The following is a 24,820-nucleotide window of genomic DNA, read 5'->3' as shown; positions in this document are numbered from 1 at the left end:
GCCGGCGACCGGGGGCCGTTTTCGCTGGAACAGGGAGAGCATGCGGGTGTCCTGTGGCGGGCCGACCGGGAGGCCTTTTTGCCTTTTCGAGGTAGGGCCTTTCCCCTTGCACCCCATTCCCTTGCCGTTTCGGCCCTTTGGCCTTTAACCGTTTCGGTATAGCGGGGCCTGGGTTGCGGTTCCAGCGTCAATGTGGAACCCGCACGAATGGATTGCGCGGCGACCAGCCGCTGGCCTCGGCCTATGCTGCGGAGACGCTGTTTTCGCCAGGTAGGTTGCTCTCTAGGCGTCAAAGTTGACAAATGCGACAAAGGCGACTAGAGTAAGTCCTGTCTCAAACCTACCTGGGAGATGACCATGCCCACCGCCATTGAATTCATTGCCGACCGTCTGCCGCGTGTCACCGTGGAGGATGTGCGCCGCTTCGCGGATACCGTCGAAATCCGGGATGCGCCGGCTTTCGCGGCCGAGTTGCAGGCGTTCATTCACGAGCGCGTGGAGGCGGTAAAGCTGCCAGCCAACCTCGAAGGTGAAACGGTGGAGCACGCCTTGAAGCGTAAGACGGCTGCGCTGCGCGCTGAGACGCGCTGGGCGCCGACTGAAACCGACGTCCAGCGAGGCCGCGCCGTGCTGCTGGAAACCTTCAACCAGCCGCACAACCTGCCGCCCGCGGAGTACGCCAAGCTGGCGGACAAGTCGCGCCAGCAGATCTACAAGGACATCCTCGCCCGTCGGCTGCTGGCGCTGAACGTGGGGCCGCGAGGCCAGAAACTGCCCGACTGGCAGCTCGACCCGGTGAAGCAGCAGTTGACCCAAACCGTGCTTCAGGAGGTCGAGGGCATCGACCCTTGGACGATCTACCGCGCACTGTCCGAACCGCTCGAAGGCTTGGGCGGCCGCTCGCCAGTGGATGCGGTGACGCATGGCACGATCGACGACGTGGCCGAGGCCGTGTTCAACGTGCTGGGCGTTCAGGTGCATTGAAGCGAGATCGCCATGAGCCACGAGCTGCCTTCGTTCCTGATCGATGCCGGTGAGCTGCTCCAGCATGTGAGCCGCGTCGTCTATCGGGGCAGCCCGCTGTACTATGGCCGCAGCAGCACCAATCGCTACGATGACCCGGCCCAGGCCTACGGGGTGCTCTACCTGGGGCGCGACCTGCCCACGGCGCTGATGGAGTCGGTGTTTCATAAGCACCAGTGGCTTGCGGACACGAAGCGCTCGATCGCGCTGAAAGAAGTCCAGAGCCGGATGGTGCGCGCAGTGGGCGTGATGGACGACGTGCTTCTGGCCGACCTCACGGCGCCGGGCGTCATGGCGGGCTACTTCGGCCTGAACCTGGAGCAGTTGGCCAGCCGCGACTACACGCACACGCAGCAGGTGTCGGCCCAGGTGCATGCGATGCTTGGAGATGACGGCCAGGTGCTGTTCGACGGGGTGCTCTATCCGTCGCGCAACAACTATCCCGCCAAGAGCATCGCGCTGTTCGAGCGTGCCAGCGCGAAGGTCAGTGTCATCGAGGACATCGATCTCGTTGACCATGTGGACTGGCCGCGTTTCGTTGCTACATACCGCATCGGCGTGGAGCCCGACCCTGGCCCGTTGGAACCGGATGACGAAGCGTCCTGAAGCAGCAAGAGAACACATTGAAGCCCTAAACAGAATGAAATGGACCAAACTGAAATAGGCATCCCTCAGCAGTAGGAGACGACCATGAACACCACGACTCGCACCAGCACCGCAGAACGCCTCGGCCGCGCCTTTGGCCGCGGATGGCGTGCCTACGCGCGCTGTGAACGGCGGGCGTCGAACTGGTTGGTTTCCAAGGGCATGCCGACGGCTGGAGCCACCGCGCTCGTGTGGATGGTTAAGCTGGCTGCGCTCGGGGTGCTGCTGTACACCACCTTCTGGCTGGCCCTGGTGATGGTGTGCGTCATGGTGGTTGCCTGGATGGCCCGCAACACCGACTTGGGCGAGGAGTTGCCCGAGCCAGAGTGGCGAAACGGACCAGCAGGATTCGGCCTATACACCTACGACGGTTTCCGCATTGATCCTCATGTCGAGGACGACTAGCAGCGATCACTTCTTCGACACTGCATTGATCGCAATGCTTCCTCCCCTTCCGCCAGCAGCCTTGGCATCTCCGGTGGCTCCTGCGAGGCCTTGCAACACGTTGCCGGCACGAACGCCCGCCCAAGCCAAGGCCATGATCCAGAACGTAGGCAGTACGATGAACATCGTGCCCGTGACAAACATCAGGAGCATGTCTCCGAAGGCGTTGTTCAGCCCCACCAGCGGGTCGAAGTTGGTGTGCGGCCGATTCCAGCCGAACCCCCAGCCATAGAGCGCATCCAGGATCGTCGAATCGATCCAGCGCGCAAGCTGAAACCAGAAGTCCGTGAAGAAGAGCGCGAACTGCACGACGCTGACGGTAACGACCGTCTTCAGATCGTAGGTGCCTACGACCAGCACAAGCGGGATGCAGATGACCAGCGCCATCTTGAGCAAGGCGAGGACCATGGGCAGAGACTGTCTCACGACGTCCATGGCGGGAAACGCGGCAATCGCGCCGACGGCCATCCCAACGTCTCCCGTGGCCCGCGTCACGATGTTCGGCAAGGTCTTGTCGATCTGGCCGCCATAGTCCGTATAGACGCTACCCTGGTTCAATTTCTGTTGCCGCGGTGACGCGATGGCGCGGATCACCGAGTCGTCCACCTCGGCCCTGCTCAGGAACCCGGCCCAGCCTGCCAGGCGATTCAACAGGTTCGGGTCCACCTGTCCCAGCAGGCGTGCCCGCAGGCCATTGCCGCCATCGGCCCACCACTGCCTGCAGGTCGGGTAGCCGCCACCGCTGCCCACCTGTGCAAGCCCCGCATCGCGGGTGCTGTCGTAGGGCCAGTCGTCGCGCGGCGTGCTTGAGCGGTAGGTGTCGTAGTAGCCGCCCGTGTCCGTGAAAAACCTCGACCCTATCCAGGTCACGTCGTGCATCTGCTGCTCATCAAGCTGAGGGCGCTGCATGAACAATTTGGCCCGCGCAGGCCCATAGCAATCCCGCGAGAAATCCGCTACTTCCTGAGCCAGTACCGGGTCGTCAATGCGGGTCGCGTCGATCTCCATGCGCATCTGCCGCAGGTCCGTGCCGCATGGGATCGCCGCCACCGAGGCGCTCGTGACGGCGCGCGAGAGCGCGTGCATGAAAGCCCACCAGACCGGCACCTTCGCCGACTGGTTGTTGATGGTGCTGAAGGACTGCGACCAGCCGGTATCCGTGGGCTGCGGCACGCTGACCTGGCACTGGGCCGAGCGCGAGCTGTCGTACTGGATGGTGTTGAGGTCCACGTCGATGAACGGGATGCCAGCGAACATCACCACCACGATGGCGACGAAGACCCGGTTCTCGATGCGCGCAGCCGAGAGCACGCCCTTGTTGCCTTCGTCGGCACCTTCCGCACGGGCCTTCAACCACTCCTGCACGATGATGGCGACGAACGGCAGCGCGAATACTCCGCTCGACACCAGCACCGCCCAGATGCCGTTGTTGACGATCCAGGACACCAGCGTCAGGTAGTACTCCAGGTAGTCGGTCGTAAAAAGCGTCATGGCGCGGCTCCCTCTTCAGCTCTGCATCAGCAGGCTGGCTTCCAGCGCCACGATGGCGACGACGCCGGCGATCTCGCTGCGCACCAGGCGTCGCCGCGCTTGCGCGTCTTCCTCGCGGGCCAGCAGCCGGCGGCGCATCCAGACCCAGCCATAGACCGTCGCGCCGTACAGGCACAGCCGCCACACCAGGAAGTAGCCCGCGCTGGCAGCCAGCCACCGCTCCCAGCCGGCAACGCTGCCGACGAGGTAGATGCCGACGAGATTGGCGCCCACGGCCGCGGCGATGATGACCACCGCCAGGAGCAGCGCCTTTGCCGCGCGCCGGCTGAAAAGCCAGCGCGGGCGCAGCCAGGCCGCGTTCATGGCGTGCCTCCCGGGTTGCCCCGCTGCAACCGATCGAGGCGGTCGGGCACCGGGTCGCCTTCGTAGATGCCGCGCGAGCCGGCCGCGCGCGTCCCGTGGCGCTGGATGATGGCCATGGGCGAGTTGTTCGCCAGTTCGCGCCGCAGTTCAAGTTCGGTCTTGAGGTTGCGGATCTCCTGATCGAGCGTGTCGCTCTCGTGGTTCACGGCCTCGACCGCCAACTGGTTGGCCGCCACGTTGGGTTCCTTCTTGCCGGTCAGCAGGGTCCGCTGGAGCAGCAATGCCTTCTCCAGCACGGACGACAACGCGACCTCGGACGCGAGACGTCGCGCCAGCAGGTCTTGGTCTGGCTCGTCGCGCAGCGCCTCGATGACGCCGCGTGTAATGGGCAGCGAGGTGCTGCCGGCTGCATGCAGGTTCTCGAACGTCGTGTTGCGCGTCCCAGAGACCAGTTCCTGCAAGGCCTCCAGCTTGGTCTCGTACTCCTCCTGGATCAGCGGCGTCAGCCCGACGCCAGGCACGGTCTCGGTCTTGGTGCAGGAATCACACGTGCGCTGTACCTGTTCCCCGAGAACCCGCGTCGCCCATTCGGTCGCCTGCTGCGGCGACGTCCAGGTCTGGCAGGACAGGCTCGCGCAACTGGCGGGCGCGATGGAGGACGTGTCAGTCACGCTGCGCCCGTTGACCAGGTTGTAGCCCGCCCGCGTCACGTCACCGACCACCCGGATGGCCGACTGGCCCGCGCCGCCGGCATTGCTGCCGCCCACCCAGGGCACGCCGTCGTTGCCGCGGCGCGTCTCGGCCTGCTCGATCGCCGATACGGCATCCGTGCTCGACACCGCATCGCGCAGCGCCATGCCTTCCGCCATCTGGCTCCATCCGAGCTGGCCGCCCGCCGTCTCGGCCATCTTCTCGGCCATCGCGCGACACGTCAGCTTGGAGCGGTCGAAATCCAGCCTCGCCTGCAGCACACCATTGGTCAGCAGGTTGTACAGCCCCGGATCGGCACGCTGGATGATCAGCGCCGGCAGCGATGCCACGGCACTGGTCGCGCTCTGGATCACGTTGCTCATGATCTGCTGGAACCCATTCGTGATCCCATTGAGCTGATTGCGCAGCGTGGTCTGGATGCTCATGTCGCCGCAGATGAGGTTGCTGTTCCAACCCAGGCCGACCCCGATCGAACGCATGCCAGCGGCGCGGCCCATGGACACCGCACTGCCACCGCCGATCGAGTACATGACCTCATCGCCGATGACGGGGCCGCTGGTCTGGAAGCCGGCCTGCGCCCACGCGAGGCCACAGACCAGGGCGAGCGCGCCGGCTAGCGCCGTGGGGCGCAGCGGGCGGCGAACCTTGGCGGATGGGTTCATCAGTTCAGGACGCTTCATCGCCGTACCCTCAATAGAAATCGACGCTGCCGAGGAACACCTGGCCCCGGCGTTCGCAGCACGCATAGGGCCGCCACAACGCCCAGGCGTAGTCGCCTTGTTGGGCCTGTGTCAGGAAGCCGTTGCGCGGGAAGACCGTGCAGGACGAGGACAGGACGGGCGTGAGTTCCTGCCACTTGCCGGTCGAGGCATCGCCCTCCATCAGCGCGCCGGCCGGCCAGTAGCCATCGCGGGAGTTGGCGAGCAGCGGCTGATAGACGTGGATCTGCCCGCGGCGCGTGACCACATCGCCGGCCCGTTGGGCCACCACGGCACCGGCCTTGTGGTCGTCCGTCTGGTGCAGGAAGCCGCCGCGCGGATAGACGTTGCCCCAGAGGTTCAGGGTCGAGCGCGCGCCGACCTCGCGCATGCCCGGGATCAATGCCTCCGGGTACACCATCTCCGGTACGTTGTAGCGCCAGGCCGGCGTGTCCAGCGTACTGAGCAGGTACGGCATGAAGGCCGTGCCTGCGCCCTCGCAGAAATAGCCCGAGGACGAGACGAACTGGTTGAACACCTCGACGCCGGGGTGGCCGATGACGTCCGCGTTCTTGAACTTCGCGAGATTGTTTTCGTGATCTTCATTGGTGGTGCCGTCCCCGCCGGCCTGGGCCGAAGGGTTGGGCGTGCTCATGGCGCGCACTTCGACCCAGGGGTTCTCGCCGGTGTTCGAGTAGGACGAAACCACCGCATCGGGGATGTAGTGCCTGACCTTGACGGACGTGCGCACCGTGCAGCCGGTCCAGGTGCAGTAGAGCCAGTAGCAGATACCCACCACCCGGTACTCCAGGCAATCGGGCGAAGCCACTGAACCCACGATGGTCGCCGTGTTCAGGGCGTAGCTGCCCGTGGCGCTGAGCAGCAGCACGGAGGTGACGGCAGCCCGCATGCGGCGCAGAAGGTCGAATGAGCGGATCACGGTTCGGCCCTCCGGTGCTGTTCGATGCGCGCGATGGCGCGGGCCACGTCAGGCTCGCCATAGACCACGTAGCGCTGATCCACCACGACAGCCGGAATGGTGGTGATGCCCAGGCTCCATGCGTCGGCAACGCCCTGGTATGCGGTGGCGATGCGACGCTGGAGGTCAGCGCCCCCCTGGCTCAGCCGGCGCTTCACGATGGCTGTTGCCTGTCCGGGATCGGCGGGCAGCGCCGCAGAAAGCTCCGCTTCGATCCGGGGCGCTTCATCCAGCTCGATCAGCTGCTCGCCACCCATGGTCCTGACCGGGTGACGGCTGTCGGTGATGATCACCACATCGGCGGCGAAGCTGGCCGGGCTGAACACGGCCAGGGAAGCCGGCAGCGCAACGGCCAGGCCAAGGGTTCGCCAGCCCGATGCGAACCTGGATGAAGATGCTGGCATGTCGAGCGCCCCCAAGAGTTGTCAAGGGCCATAGTCAAACGCCGAACGCCATGCGGCCCCAACAAACAATGCGCATCGCGGACTGCCCGCATACCTGCTTGTCTTGCGCCAATGAAAAGCGGAGGCCGAAGCCTCCGCGTGGATCAAGGAGCCGGTGCCATTGCTACAGCAGGCCGGATTCCGCAAAGGAGAACGGGGCACCCTGGCCGACGATGATGTGGTCCAGTACCCGCACATCGATGAGCGCCAGCGCGGCTTGCAGTTGCTGGGTCAGCATGCGATCCGCGCTGGACGGCTCGGAGACGCCCGAAGGATGCTGGTGGGCGAAGACCACCGCGGCGGCATTCAACTCCAGCACACGCTGCACGACGACACGCGGATAGACCGAAGTCGCGTTGATCGTGCCCCTGAACAGCGGCTCGTAGGCCAGCACCTGGTGCAGGCTGTCCAGGAACACAGCGGCGAATATCTCATTGGGCTCAGCGACCAGTTTCAGACGCAGGTAGTCCCGTACAGCGGCCGGTTGGCTGAGGCACGGTCCAGCTTTGAAGACCCGTCTCTCCAGCAGCACGATGGCTTGCTGGATGATCCAGTCCTCGTGTTGGGCAGCGATGGCGGAAAGCGACTCCAGGCAGGAGTCATTGACGGCGAAAGACATGGCGAACCTCCAGACGGTGAGATCGGAGGGCACTCGCCCTGGGAGGGCAAGCCCTCCTGGGGAACGAACAAGGTGCATCCATCACCGCGGCAGCGGTGATCGTTCGCGGCCAGGATGCGAGGCGAACGGGGTTGTGGTCAGCGCAGCGGACTGCGCCGTAGCCTTGAAGACCGGGGCTACCTGGGCATGTCGCCGACGACGTCGGCAGGCATTTCCGATGTGGGTGTGGCGGCGGGATCGCCGGCCGCGAGCATGTCCATGGCCGACAGCAAGGCATCGCCCTCGATCGGGCCCTGCAGCAGGATCGCCTTGCCGGTTTCGCGATCGTGCAGCCGCAGCGACGGCGTGGCGGTCACGCCGCTGTTCGTGGCTTCCGCAGTTTGGGTACGAATCGCCGCGTCGGGCCGCTCGCTCGCAATGCACTGTTCGATGGCTGGCGTCAGGGCGGGGTGGCGCAGGTCTTCGGGCAAGCCCTGGCCGTCGCTGTGTGTGTGGACATAGACCCACTCGACAGCCTGCCAGAAGGCGGGATGGCCGCCGGCTTCGCCCGCGCATTCCACCAAGCGCGCTTCGGCGGACGCGGCCGGCTCATGCGCGGCCAACGGCAGGTGGTGCCATTGCAAGGCCACGTCCGCATTGCCGGCTACCCAACGCTTGAGGACAGGGAAATAGGACCGGCAGAACGGGCATTCGAGGTCCGCGTAGAGCGTCAGCGTGAAACGACCTGCCGGGTTGCCCATCTGCCAAGGAGGCCCGGCCACCTGCGTCTCGCTGACAGGCGCCGAGGTTTGGGGCGTGGACTCGCCTGGCGAACGGGACACGAGCCAGATCAGCAGCAGCGCAACCAGCACTGCGCCTAACGCCCATGGCCAGCGGGCCCGCCAGCGCCGACGGCGGAACGCCTGGACCTGCATCGGAATGGATGAGCGTTTCTGTTCCATGGCGTTCTCCGGTGCACGGCAGATTCAGGGCAGGGCCAGGGCCGGCGACTCGATGCCGCGTGCCCGGTCGATCTTCTCGGCCACCTTGAAGGCGGCATCCAACTCGCTGACGCCGTGCTGCTGCATGAGCTGGTAGCGCTCGGCCTTCTCTTCGGGTTCGGTCTGCGCGAGCGCGAGATACAGGCTCGGCGGCACGGCGCGGAAGAGCACCTCCATGCTCTTGGAGAGGATGACGCCCTCGGTGAACTTGCCCGCTTCCTTGCGTGCCGAAAGCATCAGCGCCTTCTGCGCCGGCGAGAGTTCGCGGAATCGTGCGATCTTCTCCACCTCGTCCGGCGGCATCGACAGGCAGATCCACCACTCGATCATGTTGAGCATGGGCTCTGCGGCGCGCGGCAGATCGTCGATGTTTTGCGTCGCCAGCCAGAACCAGGCGCCCAACTTGCGCCACATTTTTGTAATTTTCACGACATACGGCGCGAGCAGCGGGTTCTTCGTGATGATGTGGCCTTCGTCGGTCACGTTGATGATCGGGCGGCCGAGATACTGGTCACGCTCCGCGATGTTGTTCACCGTGCTGATGAGGCTGATGTACGCGATCGAGAGCTGCGCGTTGTAGCCCTCACGGGCATAGGTCGCGAGATCCACCAGCGTGATGTCGGCCTCGGGCCACGGCGTGCCGTCGCGGTCGAACATCTCGCCGTCCGTGCCTTGGCAGAACATGTCCATCGCGTCCGCCATCTCCAGCAGCCGCACGCGCCGCATCTCGGGCAACGTCGGGTCCTGGCCGCGGGTGCGCAGCGCATTGCGCACGTCGCGCGTGAGCACCGTGCGCTTCTCGGCCACGCAGTGCTCGGCGGCGTCGAGGATGCACTGGCGGATCAGCGAGCGGTCGGCGCGCGTCATCCTGGCTTCCTCCTTGTCCTCGCCGCCAGTGATCATCAGCCGCGCCGTGATCTCCAGTTCGCCCAGCACGTCGCGCTGTTCGTCCGCCTCCATGGCTGAGGCATCGGGTGGCAGGTCTTCGTCCAGCGCATCGGCATCGAGCGTTTGCACATCGCTGGGCGTTTCGATCAGCCGGCGCGCGTCGGCGAACGGCGCTAGGCTGATGCCCGATCCGGGGGCCAGCTTGACCCGATTCACGGTCAGGCCCAGGCGCCTGGCGAAGTCGCTGAACAAGCCGAAGCTATTGCCGGCTTCCACGATGAAGAGGCGCGGCCGATAAATGGCCGTGACCTGGTTCAGCAGATTGTTGAGCGTGGCCGATTTGCCGGAACCCGTCGGGCCGAACAGGAACAGGTGGGCGTTCATCTGCCGGTCCAGGCGATTGAGCGGATCGAAGGTGATCGGCCCGCCGCCGCGGTTGAACATCGTGATGCCTGGATGCCCCGTACCCTGGGCACGGCCCCACACCGGCGACAGGTTTGCCGCGTGCTGGGCGAACATCAGTTGCGTGTACCACCGGCGCCGATCCTTGCCGGGGTTGTAGCAGCACGGCAGCCAGCGCAGGTAGCTGTTGAGCGGCGCCACCTCATCATCCTCTCGCACCGGCTGCAAACCAGCGTTGAGCATCACGTTCGCCAGGTCCAGGCCGCGCCGATCCAGTTCCGCCTCGTCGCGCCCGCGCAGGTAGAACGCCAGCGTGCCCCGGTAGAGCTTGTGCGCGCTGCCGATCAGCGAGCGGGCTTCATGCACGTCCTTGAGCGTCTGCTCCGACGCCAGCGTCTCGCCCACGGCCTTCTTCGCCAGGTGGTTCAGATCCGATTCCAGGACATCCTGGGGCGTGGCAACCATCGTGAGACAAAGCAAGGTGTCTTCCGGCATCTGGTCGAACAGCGTGTTGATCGCATCGCCCTTGCGGGTCTCGCCGGTTAGATGTCCCGTGCCGGGCGGCATGCGCAGCCGGTCGGTGATCAGCACACGGTGCGGCATGCCGTCGAAGTACCAGGTGCCGTGCTCCACGTCGGAGCGTGGCTGGCCGAAGAACAGCCGCTGGCTGAAATCCCGCCCGCTCGCCAGTTCGATCTCGCCGGCCTCAGTCTCGTCCGGGTAGCGCGCCAGTGCGTAGAAGCGCTCCCGGTCCTCTGTACTGGGCCCGAGCATCGCGGGGCGCGGATTGAGCCACCGCAGCAGCCAGTCGTGGACGTCGGCTGCGACCATGCGCCGTGCCTGGATGCCGGCGTTCGCCAGCCCGCCACACAGGCGGTCGCAGACGATGTTCAGCATCTGCTCGGGCGTCTGGCCGCGGCGGCTTGCCTGCCCGGTGGCACGTCGATAGACCACCATGCGCACGCGCCGCGTCTGCCCGCGCCAGCGCAGCCGCGTGACCACCGTGTCCTCGAACAGGCCGCCGGGCTTGGCCACCGCACGCAGATGGTGGCCGAAGAAGCGCAGGTAGAACTCGGTGAACGCTGTCCCGCGGGCACGTGGCTGCACGTAGTCACGCAGGGTCTGCATGTACTGGTCGAAACTCGGCTCGTCCTGGGCATAGAGCTGGAGCACCCAGGGGTTCTCGTCCAGCTCATCGAAGCTGTCCTGCAGCGCGTTCTCCAAGGCGTCGCGGGCGTGGGCAAGCCAGCCCGGTTCCCGGCCCTCGGTCCCCAGCGGCACCAGCTCGAAGAAGGCCGCCACCGATTGGCCGTCCTCCAGCAACATGGACCTTGACTCGGGCAAGAACTCGACCCAGGGCAGCAGTTCCACGAAGGACGGTGCGACCTCGTACAGCGCCTGCTCGTCGGCCTCCGTCGCCGGTTTGCGGCCCCGGACTGCCGAGCCGGGTTCGGGGATGCCGGCTTGGCGCAAGGCCTCAATGTGGCGCTGCCAGCCGTCCGGCTGCTCGTCATCACCAGCGCCGGATGCGGCCAGCTTCAGCGCGGCCGGCTTAGGCCAGGGAAGTTTCCAGCGCATCAGTAGTCCTCCACGCGCTCACCCGGCATCGCGTACTGAATGCGCTGGTACAGCGGGAAGACGGTCGTGTAGCCGGGCACCGGCACGGGATCGGTGCCGGCCAGGTGCGGGTACACGTACATCACGAGATCGGGATTGGGCAGGCGCTGGAACTGGCGATGGACCTCGTTGCGCGCGGTGCGCGTGTAGCGCATCTGCTCGGCAGGTGCGGCCTGCATATCGGCGTCGGTCAGCGGCCGACGCAGGCTCTGGCGCGCATCGAGCAGTTGGCCGCCGGCGTTCCGTCCGGCTGCGCCACCGCCGTCCCCGGCCTCCTGCTGCCAGATGTCCATCATCGTGCGGTCACCGTGGGTCAGCAGCTTTTCCTTGCTGGTGGCGCAGCCGGCGAGCGCCGCGACGGCGAGGACCAGCGCCAGGCCACGGGCCAAGCTATTCAAGTTCGAGAGCATGGCTTTCTCCTGTGCGGTGATCGACCTTGCGGCCTTCGGGATCGAAGTCGATGGCGAGCGGCTTTTCGAGGTGGACGGCGACCTTCGCGCCGGGCTGGACATAGACGGCGGCGAACGCTTGGCCGTAGAGCTTGTTGACCCAGGCCGACATGTCCCGCACGCCGCCCGCCAGAATCTGGCCGACCGCCTCCTGGCCGCTGATGCCCACGGTGCCGATGGAGCCGTCCGAGCCGACATAGGACATGCGGCCGCTGTCGCTCTCGATGAGCGAGGCCACGCCGGCACCGGCCGCGGTGATCAGGGCCTGCGAGCCGAGGTACTGCTGGGCGTTGCTGCGCCGCTCGCCGCTGACGCAAGGAATGCCGTGGGGATCGCTGATCCAGCCCAAGCCATCGCGCTGCTGGTTGTTCTGCTGGTTTCCTTCGCGGTCTTCGGGGATCGTGCGAATCGTGCCGTCGTTGAAGACGAACGTGATGCTGCGCACCTGGCCGCGCACGCAAGAAAGCGTCCAGTCGCCCGAGGCGGTGCCGCTGAACACGGCGCCGGCCACATCGGGAATGTCGATGCCGTTCGCCGTGAGGTTGTCCGGCCCCACCAGCACCTTGAAGGGGTACGGGTCGTTGACGGTGCCGTCGATCGGCACACGCCCGATCAGCGCTGTCATCGCCACCGAGCCCATGAGCGTGGAGTTCGTGGGGACGGTATAGACGGGCTTTGCGGTCTTGACGCCCGCGGCGCGTGCCCCGGCGTTCGCCACGGTTTCCGCCGTGGTTTGCAACGTGCTCTGCTCGGGGCCGAAGCTCGTCGGGAAGCTCATGCCGCCAGCCGTGCCGCGCCCCCTGTTGCGTCCCTCGGCAGGCTTCGCGTCATCCGGTTCAACCCAGCGCATGCCGCCTTCCATCCCGGCCTCGTCGCCCCCCTGCAGCCCCAGGCCCACGGGCAGATCGGCATGGCTGCCACCGCGCCCACCAATGCTGTCCAGGCGCCGCTGTAGGTCGGCGAGTAGCCCTTCGGTCTGCTGGCGCGTGCTGGCCGCCTGCTCCTGGTCGCGCCGCAGGTTGGAGCGCTCGGACTCCAGCGCAGAGTTGATGCGCTGGTCGATCGAGTTCTCGCGCTGACGCAGGCGCTGGTTCTCTTCGCGCTGGGACTTGTTGTCCGAGAGCGCCGTCTGAAGCTCGGTGCGCAACTGCTTCACTTGGGCGACGAGCGTGGCCACGGTGTCGCGCGGGGTATCGCCTTCGATGCCCAACGCCTTCATTTCTTCTGGCGTGAGCTGGGCGCCGGCATCGCTAGCGGGCGGCGCCGACGTGCTTCCACCCGAGAACAGGCGGATGCCGACGAACAGCACCAGGATGGCGACGGGGATCATCAGCCACTTCAGGAGTCCGTTACTGCGCATGATCGGCCTCCTTGCGTTCGGTGGCTTCGGCTTCTGGCTGCGGCAGATGCACGGCTGGGTCGAAGCGGTGAATGGCCGGCAGCAGCGACTGCGCCAAGCCGTGCCCGCGCGTCACCAGGTACAGGACGGTCGTGTCCTCGGGCACGCCGTGCGGCCCGAGCGCCTCATGCTGGAAGGTCGCCGTCAGGAAATCGCCCTGCAGCACACGCGGATCAAGCGTGACCCAGCCGGCGCTGGTATTGGTCAGGCGCACGGCCGTCACCCATTGGTCTTCCAGACGCCACGACGCGAGCGCGAGTGCGCGCACGGGCAATGTCGGCATCAGCGTGCCGAGGTCCATGTCGCGGCGCAGGTTGATGCGCATGACGCCCGGCAGTGGCTCCACGGTGCGCAGCGGCGCGTAAAGGCTCTGCGCGGCGAAGCGGGTCAGCACCACGGGGATGGGGGTTTCGCGCCGCGCCGGCCGCGCACCCGACTGGTCCTGGGCGCGCGCCGGGGCCTCGGCACCGTTGGACTGATCGCCATAGCGAGCCGGAGTGCTGCTGTCCTCGACGATGCGCACCGGCTCCAGTTCGGCTTCGCCGTCCTTGGGCGCCTCGGCCGCAATGTCCAGCAGGATCAGCGCGCCGGTGTCGGCGTCCTGCAATTGCAGCCGCGTGGGCTCGATTGGCTCGCTGGCGCGCAGGTACACCGCGCCGCCTGCGCTCTGTACGCGCAGGCGTTCGCCCACGCCCGCAGGCACTCCGACGCGGACGTTGCGGTCGATGAACACGATCCGCTCCTGGCCGACCTTCAGCGGCACCGCCAACGGCATGCGTTCCCAGCGCAGGATCTCCACCGCCTGAGCGGCGGGGAACGCAGCCACGGCCAGCAGCCCCAGCAGCATGAGTACAGGGTGCTTCATGGGGTATTTCCTCCTTGAGGCGCGTGCGGAGACAGACCGCCGGATGCCGGGCGCGTCGGTTCCGGGGTGCTGATGCGCTGGGGCGTGCCGTCGTAGCAGTCGAGCGCCAGGCCGAAGGGGTTGCGTGCGGGGTCGATGTCCACCTTGGTGACTTTCACCGGGTAGCGCACCAGGGCGCGCTTTACCTGCTCCGCGCCGTAGTACTCGTCCGCCGTGATGTCCAGCGTCACCACCCAGTCGCGATCGGAGACCGTGCGCACGCGCGCCGTAGGGTCGTCGCCGTAGCCGCGGCCGGGGATTTCGTAGATGCCGCGCACGCGCTGGCGCAGCTCGCCCGTGCTGCGGCGGTAGTCGTAGTCCGCGCGCAGGAAGGCCTGGCAGGACGGCGTGAGGTACGGCGAGAGCGTGTGGAGGTTGCGGGCATAGTCCTCCTCGCCATTCGTGGGCCAACGGTTGAGGGTCTGGAACACGTAGAACGTGAACGCATAGACCGATTCGGGCGGCACCTCCCACCATTTCCGGGTGCTGCCGGAGCGCAGGTCGGGCGGGACATGGATGGTCAGATCGCGTGGCGCGCTCCACCAGCCGCCGCCCATCACGAGGGCGACGATGACCAGCGCGCCGGCACCCAGGCGAAGCGTCTTGATGTGCGCCTGCAGGTGAGCGATCTCGTTCTTGAAGCGGCTCATCGCGCACCCCTTGAAGCAGACCTGCGGGTGGTCCAGAAGCCGGAGCGCGAGATCAGCACATGGCCGCCCACCCAGCCCGCCATCAGCGGATGGCGCGTGGCGATGCGCCATTGCAGTTGCCGGTACAGCCAGGTGTCGGGGCGCCCGCGCTTCAGGCGCCGCAGGATGCCGCCGCCGATGAACACGCCCAGCGCCACGCCCAGCACAACGAACGTCGGCGCCAGCGCGATCGTGCGGAACATCCAGGACAACGGCGCGCCGACCAGCAGGCCGGCGGCGCCGGACAAGCCGCAGCAGATCCACAGCTCGTCGGCGGTGAGGCCGCGCACGACAACGGGGTGGCGGTTGAGCCGATGCGGAAGGAACGTCACGGTCCCGTCCGCACGGACGTGCTGCTGCTCGGACATACCGACCTCACTTACAGGATGCCGGTGGCTTCGGTGAGCAGCCAGATGCCGATCACGAGCAGCACGGCGCCGATGGCGACCGTGAGGCCGAACTGGCCCCACGTCTTGCGGCCGGTGTGGATCTCCGCGTAGGTGCCGTAGGCGTGGTAGCAGACGCCGATAAACATCGACGCCACCACCAGCAGGGCCACAAGCATGATGATGTCGTAGCCGTAGTTGCGGATCGTCTCCATGATGCCGTTGCCGGTGCCGCGCGTCGGGTTCTCCAACTGCGGCAGACCTTGCGCGAACGACAGCGCCGGCAGCGCGGTGGCGCCCAGGGCCACGGCGGCCCGCTGGGCGAGACGGGAAGTGAGGATGCGGTTTGGCATGGTCAGGCCTTTCAGGTCAGGAGAGGAGGAAGAAGGTCAGGACGAGGTACATCGCGACGAAGCGGATGCAGACACCGAGGAACTGGCGCTGGTTGAGGCGGCTCTCGGACCACCCCACGTAGGCCGTTCGGATGGCCCAGACGCCCCACACGAGCAGGACCGCGAACACGACGCCGACCAGGACGGTCGCCATCGCGGAAGGCGCGATGCCGCTGTTGGCTTGAAATGCCGAGACCTGTGCGCCGTTCATGGCTTGCCCTCCGCAGTCGTCGCCGGCAGCGGCTCGGACGCCCGCTCGGTGCGGTAGTCGCCGGCCAGTTCGGAGGGGTCGCGCGGCTGGGCGCGCGACGGTGTGAGATGGGCTCGGATGCCAGCGCGCACGCGCGCCAGGTCAGCCAACAGCCTCGGGTAGTCGAAGTGGTAGCGCTCGCCCGGCGTGATGGGGGTATGCGCGGCGCTGTCCGCGACGGTGCGCTCCAGCGCGTCGAGCTGGCGCAGCGCGGCGATCAGTTCCTGGCGCTGCGCCGGGGACTCGGCCAACGCCATCGGGGACTGCCCCAGCACGAGGGCCGTCACGAGAAAATTGGGCACGCCGCGATGCGCGGCGCGCAGCCAGATCGAAGCCACCATCGCGCCATTCCTGTGTGATCAGCAATGGGTTGATCGTGGAGATCAGGGCTGTTTTAGGCCGCAAACAATAGGAACCTGCGGATGACCGGATTGATGGCTTAGAGGTACTTTTTGAAGCTGCCCGCGGTCAGGCTCACCGCGAGTCCCAGCAAGGCCGCGCTGGGCAGCAGAATCACCAGCGGATGCACCGAAATCGGCAGCGCGAGGTAGGTGACCCACGGCAGCACGGCTAGCGGCATCAACGAGGCTTTCGCACGGTGGTAGATGAAGCCCGATTCGCGGCCCGCGCCGAACCGGCGCACGTCGCGCCGCACCAGCCCGTCGATCAAGCCGACGAAGGCCGCGGTAAGGATCAGCGGTAGCGTGAGCACCAGGACCAGCAGGCGCACCAGGAACGTGAGCGTCGTGAAGGCTGCGGCGATCAGGTAGCTCTCGGCCCAGACATAGACCTGGCTGATGTAGTAGCGGAAGTTGCGCACGCCGTCCTGGCTCTTGCCCTGGCTGGGCGCACGGGCGCGCTCTGCGGTCTGGCTCGTGCGCTCCAGCAAGCCTGAGCGCACGAACACCCATTCGTAGCCGGTATCCACCAGTTGGTGTGCTGTACGCCCTGGCTCCTGCACGACCACGCTGCGCGTGAAGTGGTTCGACAGGTGCCCCAGCTCGTACTGCAGCATCTGCTGGGAATGCCGCCAGCCTTGATCCTTCCAGAACAAGTGCATGCCGACGCACTCCACCACGATCGAGAACAGCAGCGAGCCGATCAGCACCCCGAGCAGCCGGAACGGCAAGGTGATGGTGCCGACGATCAGGCCCTGGCGCTGGTTCTGCTCCCGTTGCGCGGTTGAGGCGGCATCCTTCATGGCGATGCCTCGTTGCCTGCGCTGTCCTCGGCGCCGGTGACCACCGCGCCAGGCTCGGCCGGAGCGGCGTCATCCAGCAGATCGTCGGGCAAGGACGCATCCTGCAAGGCCGGGGAACTGGTGAACTCCCACCACTGCGTGGCCTCGCTGTAGCTCCGGCGCATGTACCCCGCGAGTTGCTGCAAGTCCGCCGGCATCACTTCGTCCGGGTCCGGCGCCGGCAGCGGCATGCGCACCTTCCAAAGCTGGCCGCCCTGCAGCAGCGCGAAGCATTGGCCTTTGGGCAGGCCGACGACATGCGACGGCTCGATCATCGGTACGCTGGTGCTGCTGATCCGGTCCTGCGTGTTCGACGTGAAATCCGTCGCCCCACGGATGTCCGAGCTGTCGGTGGCGCCCGAGACGATGGTGGTCGTATAGACCTCGACCTTCGGCAACTGCCGGGTCAGCAGTTCGGCCGTGGCGGTCTCCCTGACCCTGAGCATGAACAGGTTGTTGAAATTTCCGATCACCTGGCCGGCCTTGGCCCGGTTGCCGATGCGGGCCTCGATGTCCGAGAGGGTCTGCGTGTACGCGGTAACCTGTAGCCCGGCACCACCGCCCTTGTTGATCAGCGGCACGAATTCGTCACCCATGAGTTCATTGAATTCGTCCGCATGGACATTGATCGGCACGCGCGCGCCGGCCGATGCACCCGGCAGGCCGTCGTCGATCCCGTGCTTGTAGATGTGGCCGGCGACCGACACGAGATCGCTGAACATCGAGTTGCCGACTGCGGCGGCGACCTCGGCGTCGGAGAGCGCATCCAGGCCCACATAGACGATGGCGCGCTTTCGGATGACCTGCATCCAATCGAAGATCGGACGTGGGTCGGCCAGGTCGGAGTAGTTCGGTGCCAGAAGCTGGGCGATCTTGCCGCTCGTGAGCTTCTCCAGCAGCGGCAGCAGCGATGCGACGATCTTGTCGAAATAGGTCTTGTCGTAGCGGACGGCACTGCGCAAGCCGTCGAGCACCGGGTCGTAGTTGCGCGCCTGGGAGAGGTACTGCTCCAGCGCCACGACGCGCTTCTCGCGCCCGATCATGTTCCTGGGGATGTTCTTCTCGTTGAGCTTGGCCTCGATCTGGACGATCACCTCCCAGGCCTTGGGCTCCGTCTTGGCGAAATAGTGCTGGGCGTACTCGATGAACAGCGCGTCGATGTTGATGACGTGGCGCTGGATCAGCATGTAGTCCGGGCGCTGCCCCAGTTCCACCAAGGCGCGCGCGATGATGTTGACGAACCGCCACGCGAACTCCCTGAAAGCGGCACTGTTGCCTTCGCCGGAGAGCTGCCCCGCGATGCGCGTCGCCACTTCCGAGATCCGGCCGAAGCGGCCCACGGCGTTGTAGCGGGCGCTGATTTCCGGCCAGCCCAGGTGGAAGATGTAGAACTCGCCTTCGCGGCCCGCGCGCTGGGCCTCGACGTACATCCGCTTCAAGAGATCGGCATCCCCCTTGGGGTCGATGACGATCACGACCTCGTGCTCGCCCGCGGCGTTCTTGCGGCGGATGTCCTGGGTGACGAACAACTCGGCGAGCCGCGTCTTGCCCACGCGCGTGGTGCCCAGCACCAGCGAATGCCCGACGCGCTCGCCCAGCGGCAGGCTGACATCCACCTCGTCGGGTTCGATGCCATGCAGCCGCGGCAGGCCGCCGACCGGCGGCAGCGGGCGCACCGGATTCATGGGCACGTCCCAGCCCGTGAGCGCGGGCAGCCGGGACAGCGGGAACGGCGCGAACTCCAGCCGTTCCTCCAGGCGCCTCGCCAGCCGGTAGGCCGGCGTCGGCTCCACGTACCGGCGAAACTCCGGCCGGTACGTCTGCATCAGCCTATGGGTGTGCTTCTGCTCCCAGAGGAACCCGCGCCCCACGAACAGCCGCTGCTGGCTGACCGGCACGTCCTTGCTCGTCATCACGTACCGCGGCAGGCGGCGGATGTTGCGCCGGTAGCGCAGGATGACGCGGGCATCGCGATAGCGGATTGCGCCGTAGGCGCCGAACGCCAGCGCGCTGCCGACGCCCATCGCTGGGCTCAGCGCGAGCGACCATGGGGCCACCAGGCACAGAAACGCGGCGCCTGCACACGCCGCGACGGTGTATAGCTCCACCGCTGGACGTAGCAGAACCTCGACCGGCTGTTTCCCCGACATGGCTTCATTGCTCGATGCCGGTGGCCGTGATCAGCGCCGGGTAGTGCCGCAGGCCCAGGCGATCGGCCAGGTCGTCTCCGGCCACGGGCGCGAGGGGCACGCCCGGCGCCAGGGTACGCAGCCGTGCCAGGCCCTGCACGGTCTCGACGTTGACCACCAGGCCGACCGCGCCGCGTTCGCGCAAAGCCGCGCCGCGCCGCTGCAACCAGGCCCGGGAAGCCTCGTCGTCGCCGATGACCGCGAACGGCCGCAGGCCGGGCGCTTCGATCACGCGCCGCGCGACGGTGCCGGGCGTGAGCTTGGTGCTGCGCACCGGCAGCATCGCGGCTTCGTCCGCTGGCGTGGCGGGAACCCGGGGCGTCGGGATGGGTGGCCGGGCCGGCGCGTTGGCGCGCGGCTGGAGGTTCAGGGCCTCGTAGTACGGCAGCGCCGACGTGCCGCCATGGTCCTCGACCACGATCAGCGGCTCGCCGGCACGCGAGGCCAGCGGCAGGCCTGCCAGCAGCACGAGCAGGACCGTGAATGCGAGATGGGCCGGATGGGGTTTCGTCATGGGGAGGTCTCCTGGCGCGCGGCGAGGACCGCGGCGGTTGGGCGTGCGCCCTGCACGCGGGCAAGGTGGCGGGACACGCTGCGCCGATAGCGGGCGGCGGGCTCGCCACCCGCAGGACGGTGGTAGCGGCCGATCGCCAGCAGCCAGTCCTCGCCGGAGGTGTGCTGCTCCTTCAGGATCTCGGCGGCGATGGCGAGGTTGCGGTACGGGTCCAGCAGGTCGCACGCGCTGGTGAAGCGGTGCTTGTGGTAGCCGAGGTTGATCTGGCCCAGGCCCGCGTCGATGCGCGTGTGCGGCGTGGCGCGCATCGCCTGCTGCAGGCCGGCGCAGGCATCGGCCCGCGTGGCGAAGCGGCGGGACTGGCCGGCGACGTTGAGGGACCACGGCCATGGGACGATGCGCCCGTTGCGCCGGAGGCCGCTCTCCTGCAAGGCCACGGCGTAGAGCACCGTCGAGGGGATGCCTGCGCGCTGGGCGGCAAGCTGGTAGGCCGGTGGCGGAACCTCCTGGGCATGGCCCGTGCAGGTGTACAGGCCAGCGGCGAGCACCAGTGCGCGCAAGAACTGCGATACGCGGGCGGCTACGGCTGGCGCTGCCATTGGCCGTTCACCTCGCGCACGGCGGCGGGCAAGTCACCGGACAGGCCGAGCGCCAACCAACGGCCACTGTCGTGGTTGAGCGTGATGCTGCCGGCCCGCACGCGCGCCGGGTCGATCTGCGCGCGCTTGGCCCAGTCCCGAATGCGCGCGTCGTCCTGGCGGCTGCCCACCATGTACAGGTCGAACTCCGCGCCCGAGGATTGCAGGCGCTGCACGAGCTGCCCGCAGGCGGCGCAGCCGTCCTTGACGAACACCGCCATGCGGCCGCTGCCGCGCGTGGCGACAGCGCCCGGCTTGTCATCAGGCAGGTTCACGCGCTGCATGCCCGGATTCAGACGCTGCCAGGCTTCGTCGTAGGCGCGCTGGTAGGCGAGCAGCTTCTCGACGCGGCGCGCTTCGACCTGCACCTGCAGTTCTGCGTAGCGCCGCCGCTCTTCGTCGGTGCGTGCCTCGATGCCCAGGGCGGAAAGCGGGTCCAGGTTGGGCGAGTAGATACCCAGCGGCCCGTCCATCAGCTCGCGGTAGCGTTCCCATTCCTGCCGTTGCAGACCCCATTCGCTGGCCGTCCGGTCGTCCAGCACGCGGGCGGCCAGCGGGCGCTCCTGGCTCTGTGCATTGCGCGCGGGTGCCGTGGCGGGTTGCTGCGCCCAGGCGGGCCACTGCACCGACGCCAGCACGAGTACGGAAAGGAGGATCGACGGCTTCATGGGGTGTGCTCCGGTCAGGGGATCGCCACGCGGCGCGTCTGGTCGCCGGCCTGGAACACCGCGGTGTTGCCCTCGACCGCCTGCAAACGCCATGGGCCGACCGCATCACCGGGCAGCAGCACCTGAAGCTGGTCGGGTGTGAGGTCCCCGGCTGTCGGCGCGACCGACACGCTGCGCTGGCCGGCGCGCAGTTCGGCGCCGACGACGCGGAACGGCAGTGGCGGCGGTTCGGCCTTGGAGGCGGCGGGCTTGCTTGGTGCGCGTGCTTGGACGGGCGCTGCGGCACGCGCGGCGGTCTGGCGTGTCTTGATCTGCTCGATCTCCGCGCGCAGTGCCTGAAGATCGTCGGCGGCGGCATAGCCGTTCAGCGACTTCTCCACCTGGGCGGCGCGCGCTTCCAGGATTTGGCGGGTATCTTTGAGGTCAGCGGCCGTTGCGACGGCAGGACGCTGCTGGATAGCCTCGATCGTCTCGGCCAGGCCAGTCGCCTGCGCTTCCAGGCGTTGCAGGCGTGAATCCAGCCGGTCCTGGTCGGTTTGGTCGCGCATCGCCAGGTAGCCGAGCGCCACGATGACGCTGAGGCCGATCAGCCAGAGCCAGAGCAGGCTTTGCACCACCACGGCGGCGGTCGGGCGCCGCGAAGGTTGCGGAGCATTCATGGCTGGCCTCCTGGAATGGAAGGCATCAGCGGGAAGGTCTGCACTGCATCGGCGGCGCTCGGCTCGGGCGTGGGTTCGACGGCCACGCGGTCGCCGGGCCGGTCGAAGCAAATCTGTCGGGCGCGGTCATCCGCGTGCAGTTCCCAGGCCGGCCCAGCCAGGGTGAGCAGTGCATCGCGCAAGGTCATGGGACCGAGATGCAGGTGCGCCGCCGGCAGCGGCAGCGCGTACAGTTCGATCACGGCATGCGCGGTCTGGCACAGGCCGTAGCCGCTGCGTTTGAGTACGTGCCGCAGCCCATCCCCGACCGTGGCGCGTGCATCCTCGGGCATGGACACGTCGATGGTCTGCAACAGCAGGTCGCGCTGCGCTGCCATGGGTGCCAGTTCGACCAGTGTGTAGCGGGCGTAGCGCACGACCGGGATGTACTCGGGCGCTTCGGGTTCGGGCGCGGCCGAGACTTCCTCGATGGTGTCGAGCGCGACCGGCGCAGTCGTCGTCGCGCAGCCACCGGCCAGCACCGACCACAGCAGGCCGAGAAATCCCGCCAGCAGGCGGCGTTCGGGATGGTGAAACCAGGGTGGAGAGGGGCACATAGCTCGGCGTCCTGAAACATCGAGCCCTCACCATCGCCGCTCTGGCCACGAACGGCAGCAAACAATGCGAACCACGCAGCGCCCGATTTACCGGGAGCGGAAAAAAAACGGCCCCGAAGGGCCGTAAGTGGAACGTGTCATGCGGCGACAAGCTGCCGGGCCAGTGCGACCTCGACGGAATCGCCGTCCTGGTTCAGGACATCGAGCCCCGATTCGGGCACGTCGCCCGAGGTGGACTGCGAAACCATGATCTTCTTGGCCATCAGCTCCAGGCAGGTCATCTGCGAAGTGGCAGCGTAGCCGAGGTAGATCACGCGCACGTGCTGTTTCTGCCCGATGCGCCAGGAGCGGCGTGCCGCCTGTTGAAGGCTATAGACGTTGTAGCCAGACTGCATGAACACAATCGTCGGGAAGTCCAACAGGTCCAATCCCGTCTTGACCAATTCGGGATTGGTGATGAGCACGTCGATGCCACGGTCCAGTTGCTCGGCGATCCAGTCCTCGCGACGACTGGCATCCACGCTTGCGCGCAGCACTGCCACCCGAAAACCTTCCTGCTCCAGCAGCACCTTCAGGCGCGACGTGGTGTCGCGCGTGCCGGTATAGACCGTGTAGGCGAGGACCTTGCGCCCCTGCGCCTTCTCCTCTTTGCAGATGTCGATCAGCTCACGCTCCTTGGGGCTGATCTCGAACTCGTTGAACTGAGCCGGGACGAACGCCAGGGTGTTGCGCGTGCGCGGATGCACCACGGTCTCCGACCGGAAGCAGCAATCCGGCCAGGCCAGCAGCACGTTGAGGACCACACCCAGCAAGGTCGTATCGCGTCGCGCCAGAGCCTGTTTCAGCTCCGCGGTCAGCCGACCCGCCAGATCGCGGTAGGCCGCGGCTTGCGCCGTGTCCATCGCGACTTCGCGGAACTCCTCGTCATACGGCGGCAGGACGTTGCCGCCGATGTCCTTGAGCTTGAGGAAGATCGTGAACGGCAGGATGCAACGAAGTACGCCCTTGGGGCCGAAGCCCGGGGCCTTGACCGTGCGCACCGATACCTTGGTGCCCTTGGCCGTCTTGTGCGCCGTGCCGGTGCTCTCGGAATAGATGTCCTTCAAGACCCCGTGATCGCGCATGAACGCCATCGCGGCCGAGGTCATGCTGCCGCTCGTGGTCGGGCGGTAGCCGTCTTCGATCATCCGCCCCGGAAGGGCTCGGAACAGCAGGTGAAAGAGATCATCACCATAGCCGCCCATCAGCGTGCCGGTCAGCAGCAAGGTCTTGCGAGCCTTCGCCGCCAGCACGCCCATGGCCTGGCCTTGGGCACTGCCACCGTTCTTGTACTCATGGGCCTCGTCGGCGACGAGCAGGTCGAACGTGCCTTGCGGAAGGTATCTCTTGATAAACTCGGACGGTTGGTAGCCGCCCTCACCGAAGCCAAACTCCATGCTGGCCATCGCACGTTCCATGCGCGTGGCCTGACGGTCGGAAAACACCAGCTCGCCGTTGCCGTCCATGAGGTTGATGAACTCATGCACGTTGTCCCCCAACATCGAGGCAAGGAAACCATCACCGAAGCGCTTCATGAGCTTCTGCGCGGTGATTTCCCCGATGGTCGGGATGCGCTTCAAGGCTTTGAGGACGGCCGAGGATTGGTCGCTGCCGGACAGGCTTCTCGGGCGGATCAGCGTCCACAGGGGCGCAGCGCAATGGCCACACTTCCTGCGGTACTCCTCGGCTTCGAGCGCGACCGGGTTGACCGGCTCGCCGTCGAGGTCGGTGATGACCGTGCCGCAGTCCGGGCACGCTGCCACGTCGCCGTGGCGGGTGCGCCGCGTGGTGAAGACGGGCTTCCAGTGGAAGCCCATCCGCATCCTCACGCGGCCCAGGACGAAGAACTCCTGACCCGTGGGCTGCACACCCAACTGCTCACGCAGCTTGATGAGCTTGACGAGCGTATCCGGCCCGTTGAGCACCCACACTTTGGCGCCCGCTACCGTCTCCTGGATCTCGCGCCGCCACTTGTAAACAAGGTGCGGTGGCGAAAGCACCAGGGTGCGGCGGTAGCCTTCGGCGTTGAGGACGGCGGCCGTGGCGATGCCGACGGTCGTCTTGCCGCAGCCCATCTCGCCGTTGACGATCGCGGCGCGTTCGCCACGGTCGATCAGCAGTTCGGCAGCAGCGTGGACGACTTCGGCCTGGGCCGGGAACAGCTTGCGCTTGAGGCTGGCGACGATGACTTGCCGGTGCGCCTGCGGTTGGCCGGTATAGACCGGCGGATTGGCGCTGTTGAGGGCGTCGAGCAGTTCGTCGCCGAACTCGCCGACGAAATCCTGAAGGCTCAGGGTCAGAGGGTTGGATTCCGCGTCGAGCAGTTCGCCCTGCACGGGCGTGGCTTCAGCGGTAGTGGTTTCGAGATCGAGGGACATGGTGATGCTCCAAAGAAAATGGGGCATGCACCACCCCCAACGGGGCAATGGCATGCCCCGGAGTGGGAAGAGAATCGGCGCGTGGCCGAAGGTTGAAGGTGCGGGCCTGGGTGGCCTGCGGGTGAAC

The 24,820-nt window shown here is 66.8% G+C and carries 27 protein-coding genes; 3 read left to right on the top strand and 24 right to left on the bottom strand.

Translation table 11 applies throughout. The features are described 5' to 3' along the window. Positions 1-357 precede the first annotated feature (357 nt). The 3 genes from Q0672_RS17255 to Q0672_RS17245 all read left to right on the top strand — a co-directional run bounded on the left by Q0672_RS17255 (position 358) and on the right by Q0672_RS17245 (position 2,073). A complete protein-coding gene (locus tag Q0672_RS17255; protein WP_003050085.1) occupies positions 358-984 on the top strand; it encodes a hypothetical protein in 627 nt (208 codons plus the stop codon). 12 nt (positions 985-996) lie between these two features. Next, entirely contained in the window at positions 997-1,629 is a 633-nt protein-coding gene (locus tag Q0672_RS17250; protein WP_003050087.1) for an RES family NAD+ phosphorylase, read from the top strand. 84 nt (positions 1,630-1,713) lie between these two features. After that, positions 1,714-2,073 (top strand): DUF3742 family protein, encoded by a 360-nt coding sequence (locus Q0672_RS17245; protein WP_003050090.1) that lies wholly within the window; start codon positions 1,714-1,716, stop codon positions 2,071-2,073. A gap of 6 nt (positions 2,074-2,079) precedes the next feature. Here the strand turns inward: Q0672_RS17245 and Q0672_RS17240 are convergent, their stop codons facing one another. The 24 genes from Q0672_RS17240 to Q0672_RS17125 form a co-directional block, all read right to left on the bottom strand. Further along, on the bottom strand, positions 2,080-3,603 hold the full coding sequence (locus tag Q0672_RS17240) for a conjugal transfer protein TraG N-terminal domain-containing protein (protein ID WP_003050092.1): 1,524 nt from the start codon (positions 3,601-3,603) through the stop codon (positions 2,080-2,082). A gap of 15 nt (positions 3,604-3,618) precedes the next feature. Then, positions 3,619-3,966, bottom strand: coding sequence for a hypothetical protein (locus Q0672_RS17235; protein WP_003050094.1), 348 nt, complete (start codon positions 3,964-3,966; stop codon positions 3,619-3,621). Next, the gene (locus Q0672_RS17230) at positions 3,963-5,357 is read right to left on the bottom strand and encodes an integrating conjugative element protein (protein ID WP_003050095.1); all 1,395 of its coding nucleotides are present in this window, start codon (positions 5,355-5,357) and stop codon (positions 3,963-3,965) included. The genes Q0672_RS17235 and Q0672_RS17230 overlap by 4 nt, the downstream gene beginning before the upstream one ends. A gap of 10 nt (positions 5,358-5,367) precedes the next feature. Continuing rightward, positions 5,368-6,315 carry a TIGR03756 family integrating conjugative element protein gene (locus tag Q0672_RS17225; RefSeq protein WP_003050097.1) on the bottom strand — a complete coding sequence of 316 codons (948 nt, stop codon included), beginning with the start codon at positions 6,313-6,315 and terminating at the stop codon, positions 5,368-5,370. Next, positions 6,312-6,758, bottom strand: a complete 447-nt coding sequence (locus Q0672_RS17220; RefSeq protein WP_013520787.1) for a TIGR03757 family integrating conjugative element protein — start codon at positions 6,756-6,758, stop codon at positions 6,312-6,314. Before Q0672_RS17220 ends, Q0672_RS17225 begins: the two co-directional genes overlap by 4 nt. A gap of 163 nt (positions 6,759-6,921) precedes the next feature. Continuing rightward, positions 6,922-7,416, bottom strand: coding sequence for a JAB domain-containing protein (locus Q0672_RS17215; protein ID WP_003050103.1), 495 nt, complete (start codon positions 7,414-7,416; stop codon positions 6,922-6,924). A 176-nt stretch (positions 7,417-7,592) separates the two neighbouring features. Next, the gene (locus Q0672_RS17210; protein WP_003050104.1) at positions 7,593-8,357 is read right to left on the bottom strand and encodes a thioredoxin domain-containing protein; all 765 of its coding nucleotides are present in this window, start codon (positions 8,355-8,357) and stop codon (positions 7,593-7,595) included. Between the two features lie 24 nt (positions 8,358-8,381). After that, on the bottom strand, positions 8,382-11,264 hold the full coding sequence (locus Q0672_RS17205; protein WP_003050106.1) for a conjugative transfer ATPase: 2,883 nt from the start codon (positions 11,262-11,264) through the stop codon (positions 8,382-8,384). Then, positions 11,264-11,713, bottom strand: coding sequence for a TIGR03751 family conjugal transfer lipoprotein (locus tag Q0672_RS17200; protein WP_003050109.1), 450 nt, complete (start codon positions 11,711-11,713; stop codon positions 11,264-11,266). The genes Q0672_RS17205 and Q0672_RS17200 overlap by 1 nt, the downstream gene beginning before the upstream one ends. Next, positions 11,694-13,112, bottom strand: a complete 1,419-nt coding sequence (locus Q0672_RS17195) for a TIGR03752 family integrating conjugative element protein (protein WP_013520786.1) — start codon at positions 13,110-13,112, stop codon at positions 11,694-11,696. The genes Q0672_RS17200 and Q0672_RS17195 overlap by 20 nt, the downstream gene beginning before the upstream one ends. After that, positions 13,102-14,016, bottom strand: a complete 915-nt coding sequence (locus tag Q0672_RS17190) for a TIGR03749 family integrating conjugative element protein (RefSeq protein ID WP_013520785.1) — start codon at positions 14,014-14,016, stop codon at positions 13,102-13,104. The genes Q0672_RS17195 and Q0672_RS17190 overlap by 11 nt, the downstream gene beginning before the upstream one ends. Next, positions 14,013-14,705: a PFL_4703 family integrating conjugative element protein gene (locus Q0672_RS17185; RefSeq protein WP_013520784.1), complete on the bottom strand. Its 693-nt coding sequence runs from the start codon at positions 14,703-14,705 to the stop codon at positions 14,013-14,015. The genes Q0672_RS17190 and Q0672_RS17185 overlap by 4 nt, the downstream gene beginning before the upstream one ends. Next, on the bottom strand, positions 14,702-15,112 hold the full coding sequence (locus Q0672_RS17180; RefSeq protein ID WP_013520783.1) for a TIGR03750 family conjugal transfer protein: 411 nt from the start codon (positions 15,110-15,112) through the stop codon (positions 14,702-14,704). The genes Q0672_RS17185 and Q0672_RS17180 overlap by 4 nt, the downstream gene beginning before the upstream one ends. Positions 15,113-15,123: 11 nt before the next feature. Further along, the gene (locus tag Q0672_RS17175) at positions 15,124-15,483 is read right to left on the bottom strand and encodes a TIGR03745 family integrating conjugative element membrane protein (RefSeq protein WP_013520782.1); all 360 of its coding nucleotides are present in this window, start codon (positions 15,481-15,483) and stop codon (positions 15,124-15,126) included. A gap of 16 nt (positions 15,484-15,499) precedes the next feature. Continuing rightward, the gene (locus Q0672_RS17170; RefSeq protein ID WP_013520781.1) at positions 15,500-15,733 is read right to left on the bottom strand and encodes a TIGR03758 family integrating conjugative element protein; all 234 of its coding nucleotides are present in this window, start codon (positions 15,731-15,733) and stop codon (positions 15,500-15,502) included. After that, the gene (locus Q0672_RS17165; RefSeq protein ID WP_013520780.1) at positions 15,730-16,113 is read right to left on the bottom strand and encodes an RAQPRD family integrative conjugative element protein; all 384 of its coding nucleotides are present in this window, start codon (positions 16,111-16,113) and stop codon (positions 15,730-15,732) included. Before Q0672_RS17165 ends, Q0672_RS17170 begins: the two co-directional genes overlap by 4 nt. A gap of 98 nt (positions 16,114-16,211) precedes the next feature. After that, a complete protein-coding gene (locus tag Q0672_RS17160) occupies positions 16,212-16,973 on the bottom strand; it encodes a TIGR03747 family integrating conjugative element membrane protein (RefSeq protein WP_013520779.1) in 762 nt (253 codons plus the stop codon). Next, a complete protein-coding gene (gene traD / locus Q0672_RS17155) occupies positions 16,970-19,162 on the bottom strand; it encodes a type IV conjugative transfer system coupling protein TraD (protein ID WP_013520778.1) in 2,193 nt (730 codons plus the stop codon). The genes Q0672_RS17160 and traD overlap by 4 nt, the downstream gene beginning before the upstream one ends. 4 nt (positions 19,163-19,166) lie before the next feature. After that, positions 19,167-19,715, bottom strand: coding sequence for an integrating conjugative element protein (locus Q0672_RS17150; RefSeq protein ID WP_013520777.1), 549 nt, complete (start codon positions 19,713-19,715; stop codon positions 19,167-19,169). Next, positions 19,712-20,314 carry a transglycosylase SLT domain-containing protein gene (locus tag Q0672_RS17145; protein WP_013520776.1) on the bottom strand — a complete coding sequence of 201 codons (603 nt, stop codon included), beginning with the start codon at positions 20,312-20,314 and terminating at the stop codon, positions 19,712-19,714. Before Q0672_RS17145 ends, Q0672_RS17150 begins: the two co-directional genes overlap by 4 nt. Next, entirely contained in the window at positions 20,296-21,021 is a 726-nt protein-coding gene (locus tag Q0672_RS17140; protein WP_013520775.1) for a TIGR03759 family integrating conjugative element protein, read from the bottom strand. Before Q0672_RS17140 ends, Q0672_RS17145 begins: the two co-directional genes overlap by 19 nt. 14 nt (positions 21,022-21,035) lie before the next feature. Then, the gene (locus tag Q0672_RS17135; protein WP_013520774.1) at positions 21,036-21,680 is read right to left on the bottom strand and encodes a hypothetical protein; all 645 of its coding nucleotides are present in this window, start codon (positions 21,678-21,680) and stop codon (positions 21,036-21,038) included. Then, complete coding sequence (locus Q0672_RS17130; RefSeq protein WP_013520773.1) at positions 21,677-22,276, bottom strand: PilL N-terminal domain-containing protein; 600 nt, start codon at positions 22,274-22,276, stop codon at positions 21,677-21,679. Before Q0672_RS17130 ends, Q0672_RS17135 begins: the two co-directional genes overlap by 4 nt. 137 nt (positions 22,277-22,413) lie before the next feature. Beyond that, complete coding sequence (locus Q0672_RS17125; protein WP_013520772.1) at positions 22,414-24,693, bottom strand: helicase-related protein; 2,280 nt, start codon at positions 24,691-24,693, stop codon at positions 22,414-22,416. Between the last annotated feature and the right edge of the window lie 127 nt (positions 24,694-24,820).

Source organism: uncultured Zoogloea sp. (assembly GCF_937894855.1).
GTDB classification, from domain to species: Bacteria; Pseudomonadota; Gammaproteobacteria; order Burkholderiales; family Rhodocyclaceae; genus Zoogloea; species Zoogloea oryzae.
This window is presented reverse-complemented; position numbering and strand designations above follow the sequence as displayed.

Excerpts from the sequence above, each read along its gene's own strand:
- Q0672_RS17255 (WP_003050085.1), top strand. The coding sequence starts at position 358 with ATGCCCACCGCCATTGAATTCATTGCCGACCGTCTGCCGCGTGTCACC.
- Q0672_RS17250 (WP_003050087.1), top strand. The coding sequence starts at position 997 with ATGAGCCACGAGCTGCCTTCGTTCCTGATCGATGCCGGTGAGCTGCTC.
- Q0672_RS17245 (WP_003050090.1), top strand. The coding sequence starts at position 1,714 with ATGAACACCACGACTCGCACCAGCACCGCAGAACGCCTCGGCCGCGCC.
- Q0672_RS17240 (WP_003050092.1), bottom strand. The coding sequence starts at position 3,603 with ATGACGCTTTTTACGACCGACTACCTGGAGTACTACCTGACGCTGGTG.
- Q0672_RS17235 (WP_003050094.1), bottom strand. The coding sequence starts at position 3,966 with ATGAACGCGGCCTGGCTGCGCCCGCGCTGGCTTTTCAGCCGGCGCGCG.
- Q0672_RS17230 (WP_003050095.1), bottom strand. The coding sequence starts at position 5,357 with ATGAAGCGTCCTGAACTGATGAACCCATCCGCCAAGGTTCGCCGCCCG.
- Q0672_RS17220 (WP_013520787.1), bottom strand. The coding sequence starts at position 6,758 with ATGCCAGCATCTTCATCCAGGTTCGCATCGGGCTGGCGAACCCTTGGC.
- Q0672_RS17215 (WP_003050103.1), bottom strand. The coding sequence starts at position 7,416 with ATGTCTTTCGCCGTCAATGACTCCTGCCTGGAGTCGCTTTCCGCCATC.
- Q0672_RS17210 (WP_003050104.1), bottom strand. The coding sequence starts at position 8,357 with ATGGAACAGAAACGCTCATCCATTCCGATGCAGGTCCAGGCGTTCCGC.
- Q0672_RS17205 (WP_003050106.1), bottom strand. The coding sequence starts at position 11,264 with ATGCGCTGGAAACTTCCCTGGCCTAAGCCGGCCGCGCTGAAGCTGGCC.
- Q0672_RS17200 (WP_003050109.1), bottom strand. The coding sequence starts at position 11,713 with ATGCTCTCGAACTTGAATAGCTTGGCCCGTGGCCTGGCGCTGGTCCTC.
- Q0672_RS17195 (WP_013520786.1), bottom strand. The coding sequence starts at position 13,112 with ATGCGCAGTAACGGACTCCTGAAGTGGCTGATGATCCCCGTCGCCATC.
- Q0672_RS17190 (WP_013520785.1), bottom strand. The coding sequence starts at position 14,016 with ATGAAGCACCCTGTACTCATGCTGCTGGGGCTGCTGGCCGTGGCTGCG.
- Q0672_RS17185 (WP_013520784.1), bottom strand. The coding sequence starts at position 14,705 with ATGAGCCGCTTCAAGAACGAGATCGCTCACCTGCAGGCGCACATCAAG.
- Q0672_RS17180 (WP_013520783.1), bottom strand. The coding sequence starts at position 15,112 with ATGTCCGAGCAGCAGCACGTCCGTGCGGACGGGACCGTGACGTTCCTT.
- Q0672_RS17175 (WP_013520782.1), bottom strand. The coding sequence starts at position 15,483 with ATGCCAAACCGCATCCTCACTTCCCGTCTCGCCCAGCGGGCCGCCGTG.
- Q0672_RS17170 (WP_013520781.1), bottom strand. The coding sequence starts at position 15,733 with ATGAACGGCGCACAGGTCTCGGCATTTCAAGCCAACAGCGGCATCGCG.
- Q0672_RS17165 (WP_013520780.1), bottom strand. The coding sequence starts at position 16,113 with ATGGTGGCTTCGATCTGGCTGCGCGCCGCGCATCGCGGCGTGCCCAAT.
- Q0672_RS17160 (WP_013520779.1), bottom strand. The coding sequence starts at position 16,973 with ATGAAGGATGCCGCCTCAACCGCGCAACGGGAGCAGAACCAGCGCCAG.
- traD (WP_013520778.1), bottom strand. The coding sequence starts at position 19,162 with ATGTCGGGGAAACAGCCGGTCGAGGTTCTGCTACGTCCAGCGGTGGAG.
- Q0672_RS17150 (WP_013520777.1), bottom strand. The coding sequence starts at position 19,715 with ATGACGAAACCCCATCCGGCCCATCTCGCATTCACGGTCCTGCTCGTG.
- Q0672_RS17145 (WP_013520776.1), bottom strand. The coding sequence starts at position 20,314 with ATGGCAGCGCCAGCCGTAGCCGCCCGCGTATCGCAGTTCTTGCGCGCA.
- Q0672_RS17140 (WP_013520775.1), bottom strand. The coding sequence starts at position 21,021 with ATGAAGCCGTCGATCCTCCTTTCCGTACTCGTGCTGGCGTCGGTGCAG.
- Q0672_RS17135 (WP_013520774.1), bottom strand. The coding sequence starts at position 21,680 with ATGAATGCTCCGCAACCTTCGCGGCGCCCGACCGCCGCCGTGGTGGTG.
- Q0672_RS17130 (WP_013520773.1), bottom strand. The coding sequence starts at position 22,276 with ATGTGCCCCTCTCCACCCTGGTTTCACCATCCCGAACGCCGCCTGCTG.
- Q0672_RS17125 (WP_013520772.1), bottom strand. The coding sequence starts at position 24,693 with ATGTCCCTCGATCTCGAAACCACTACCGCTGAAGCCACGCCCGTGCAG.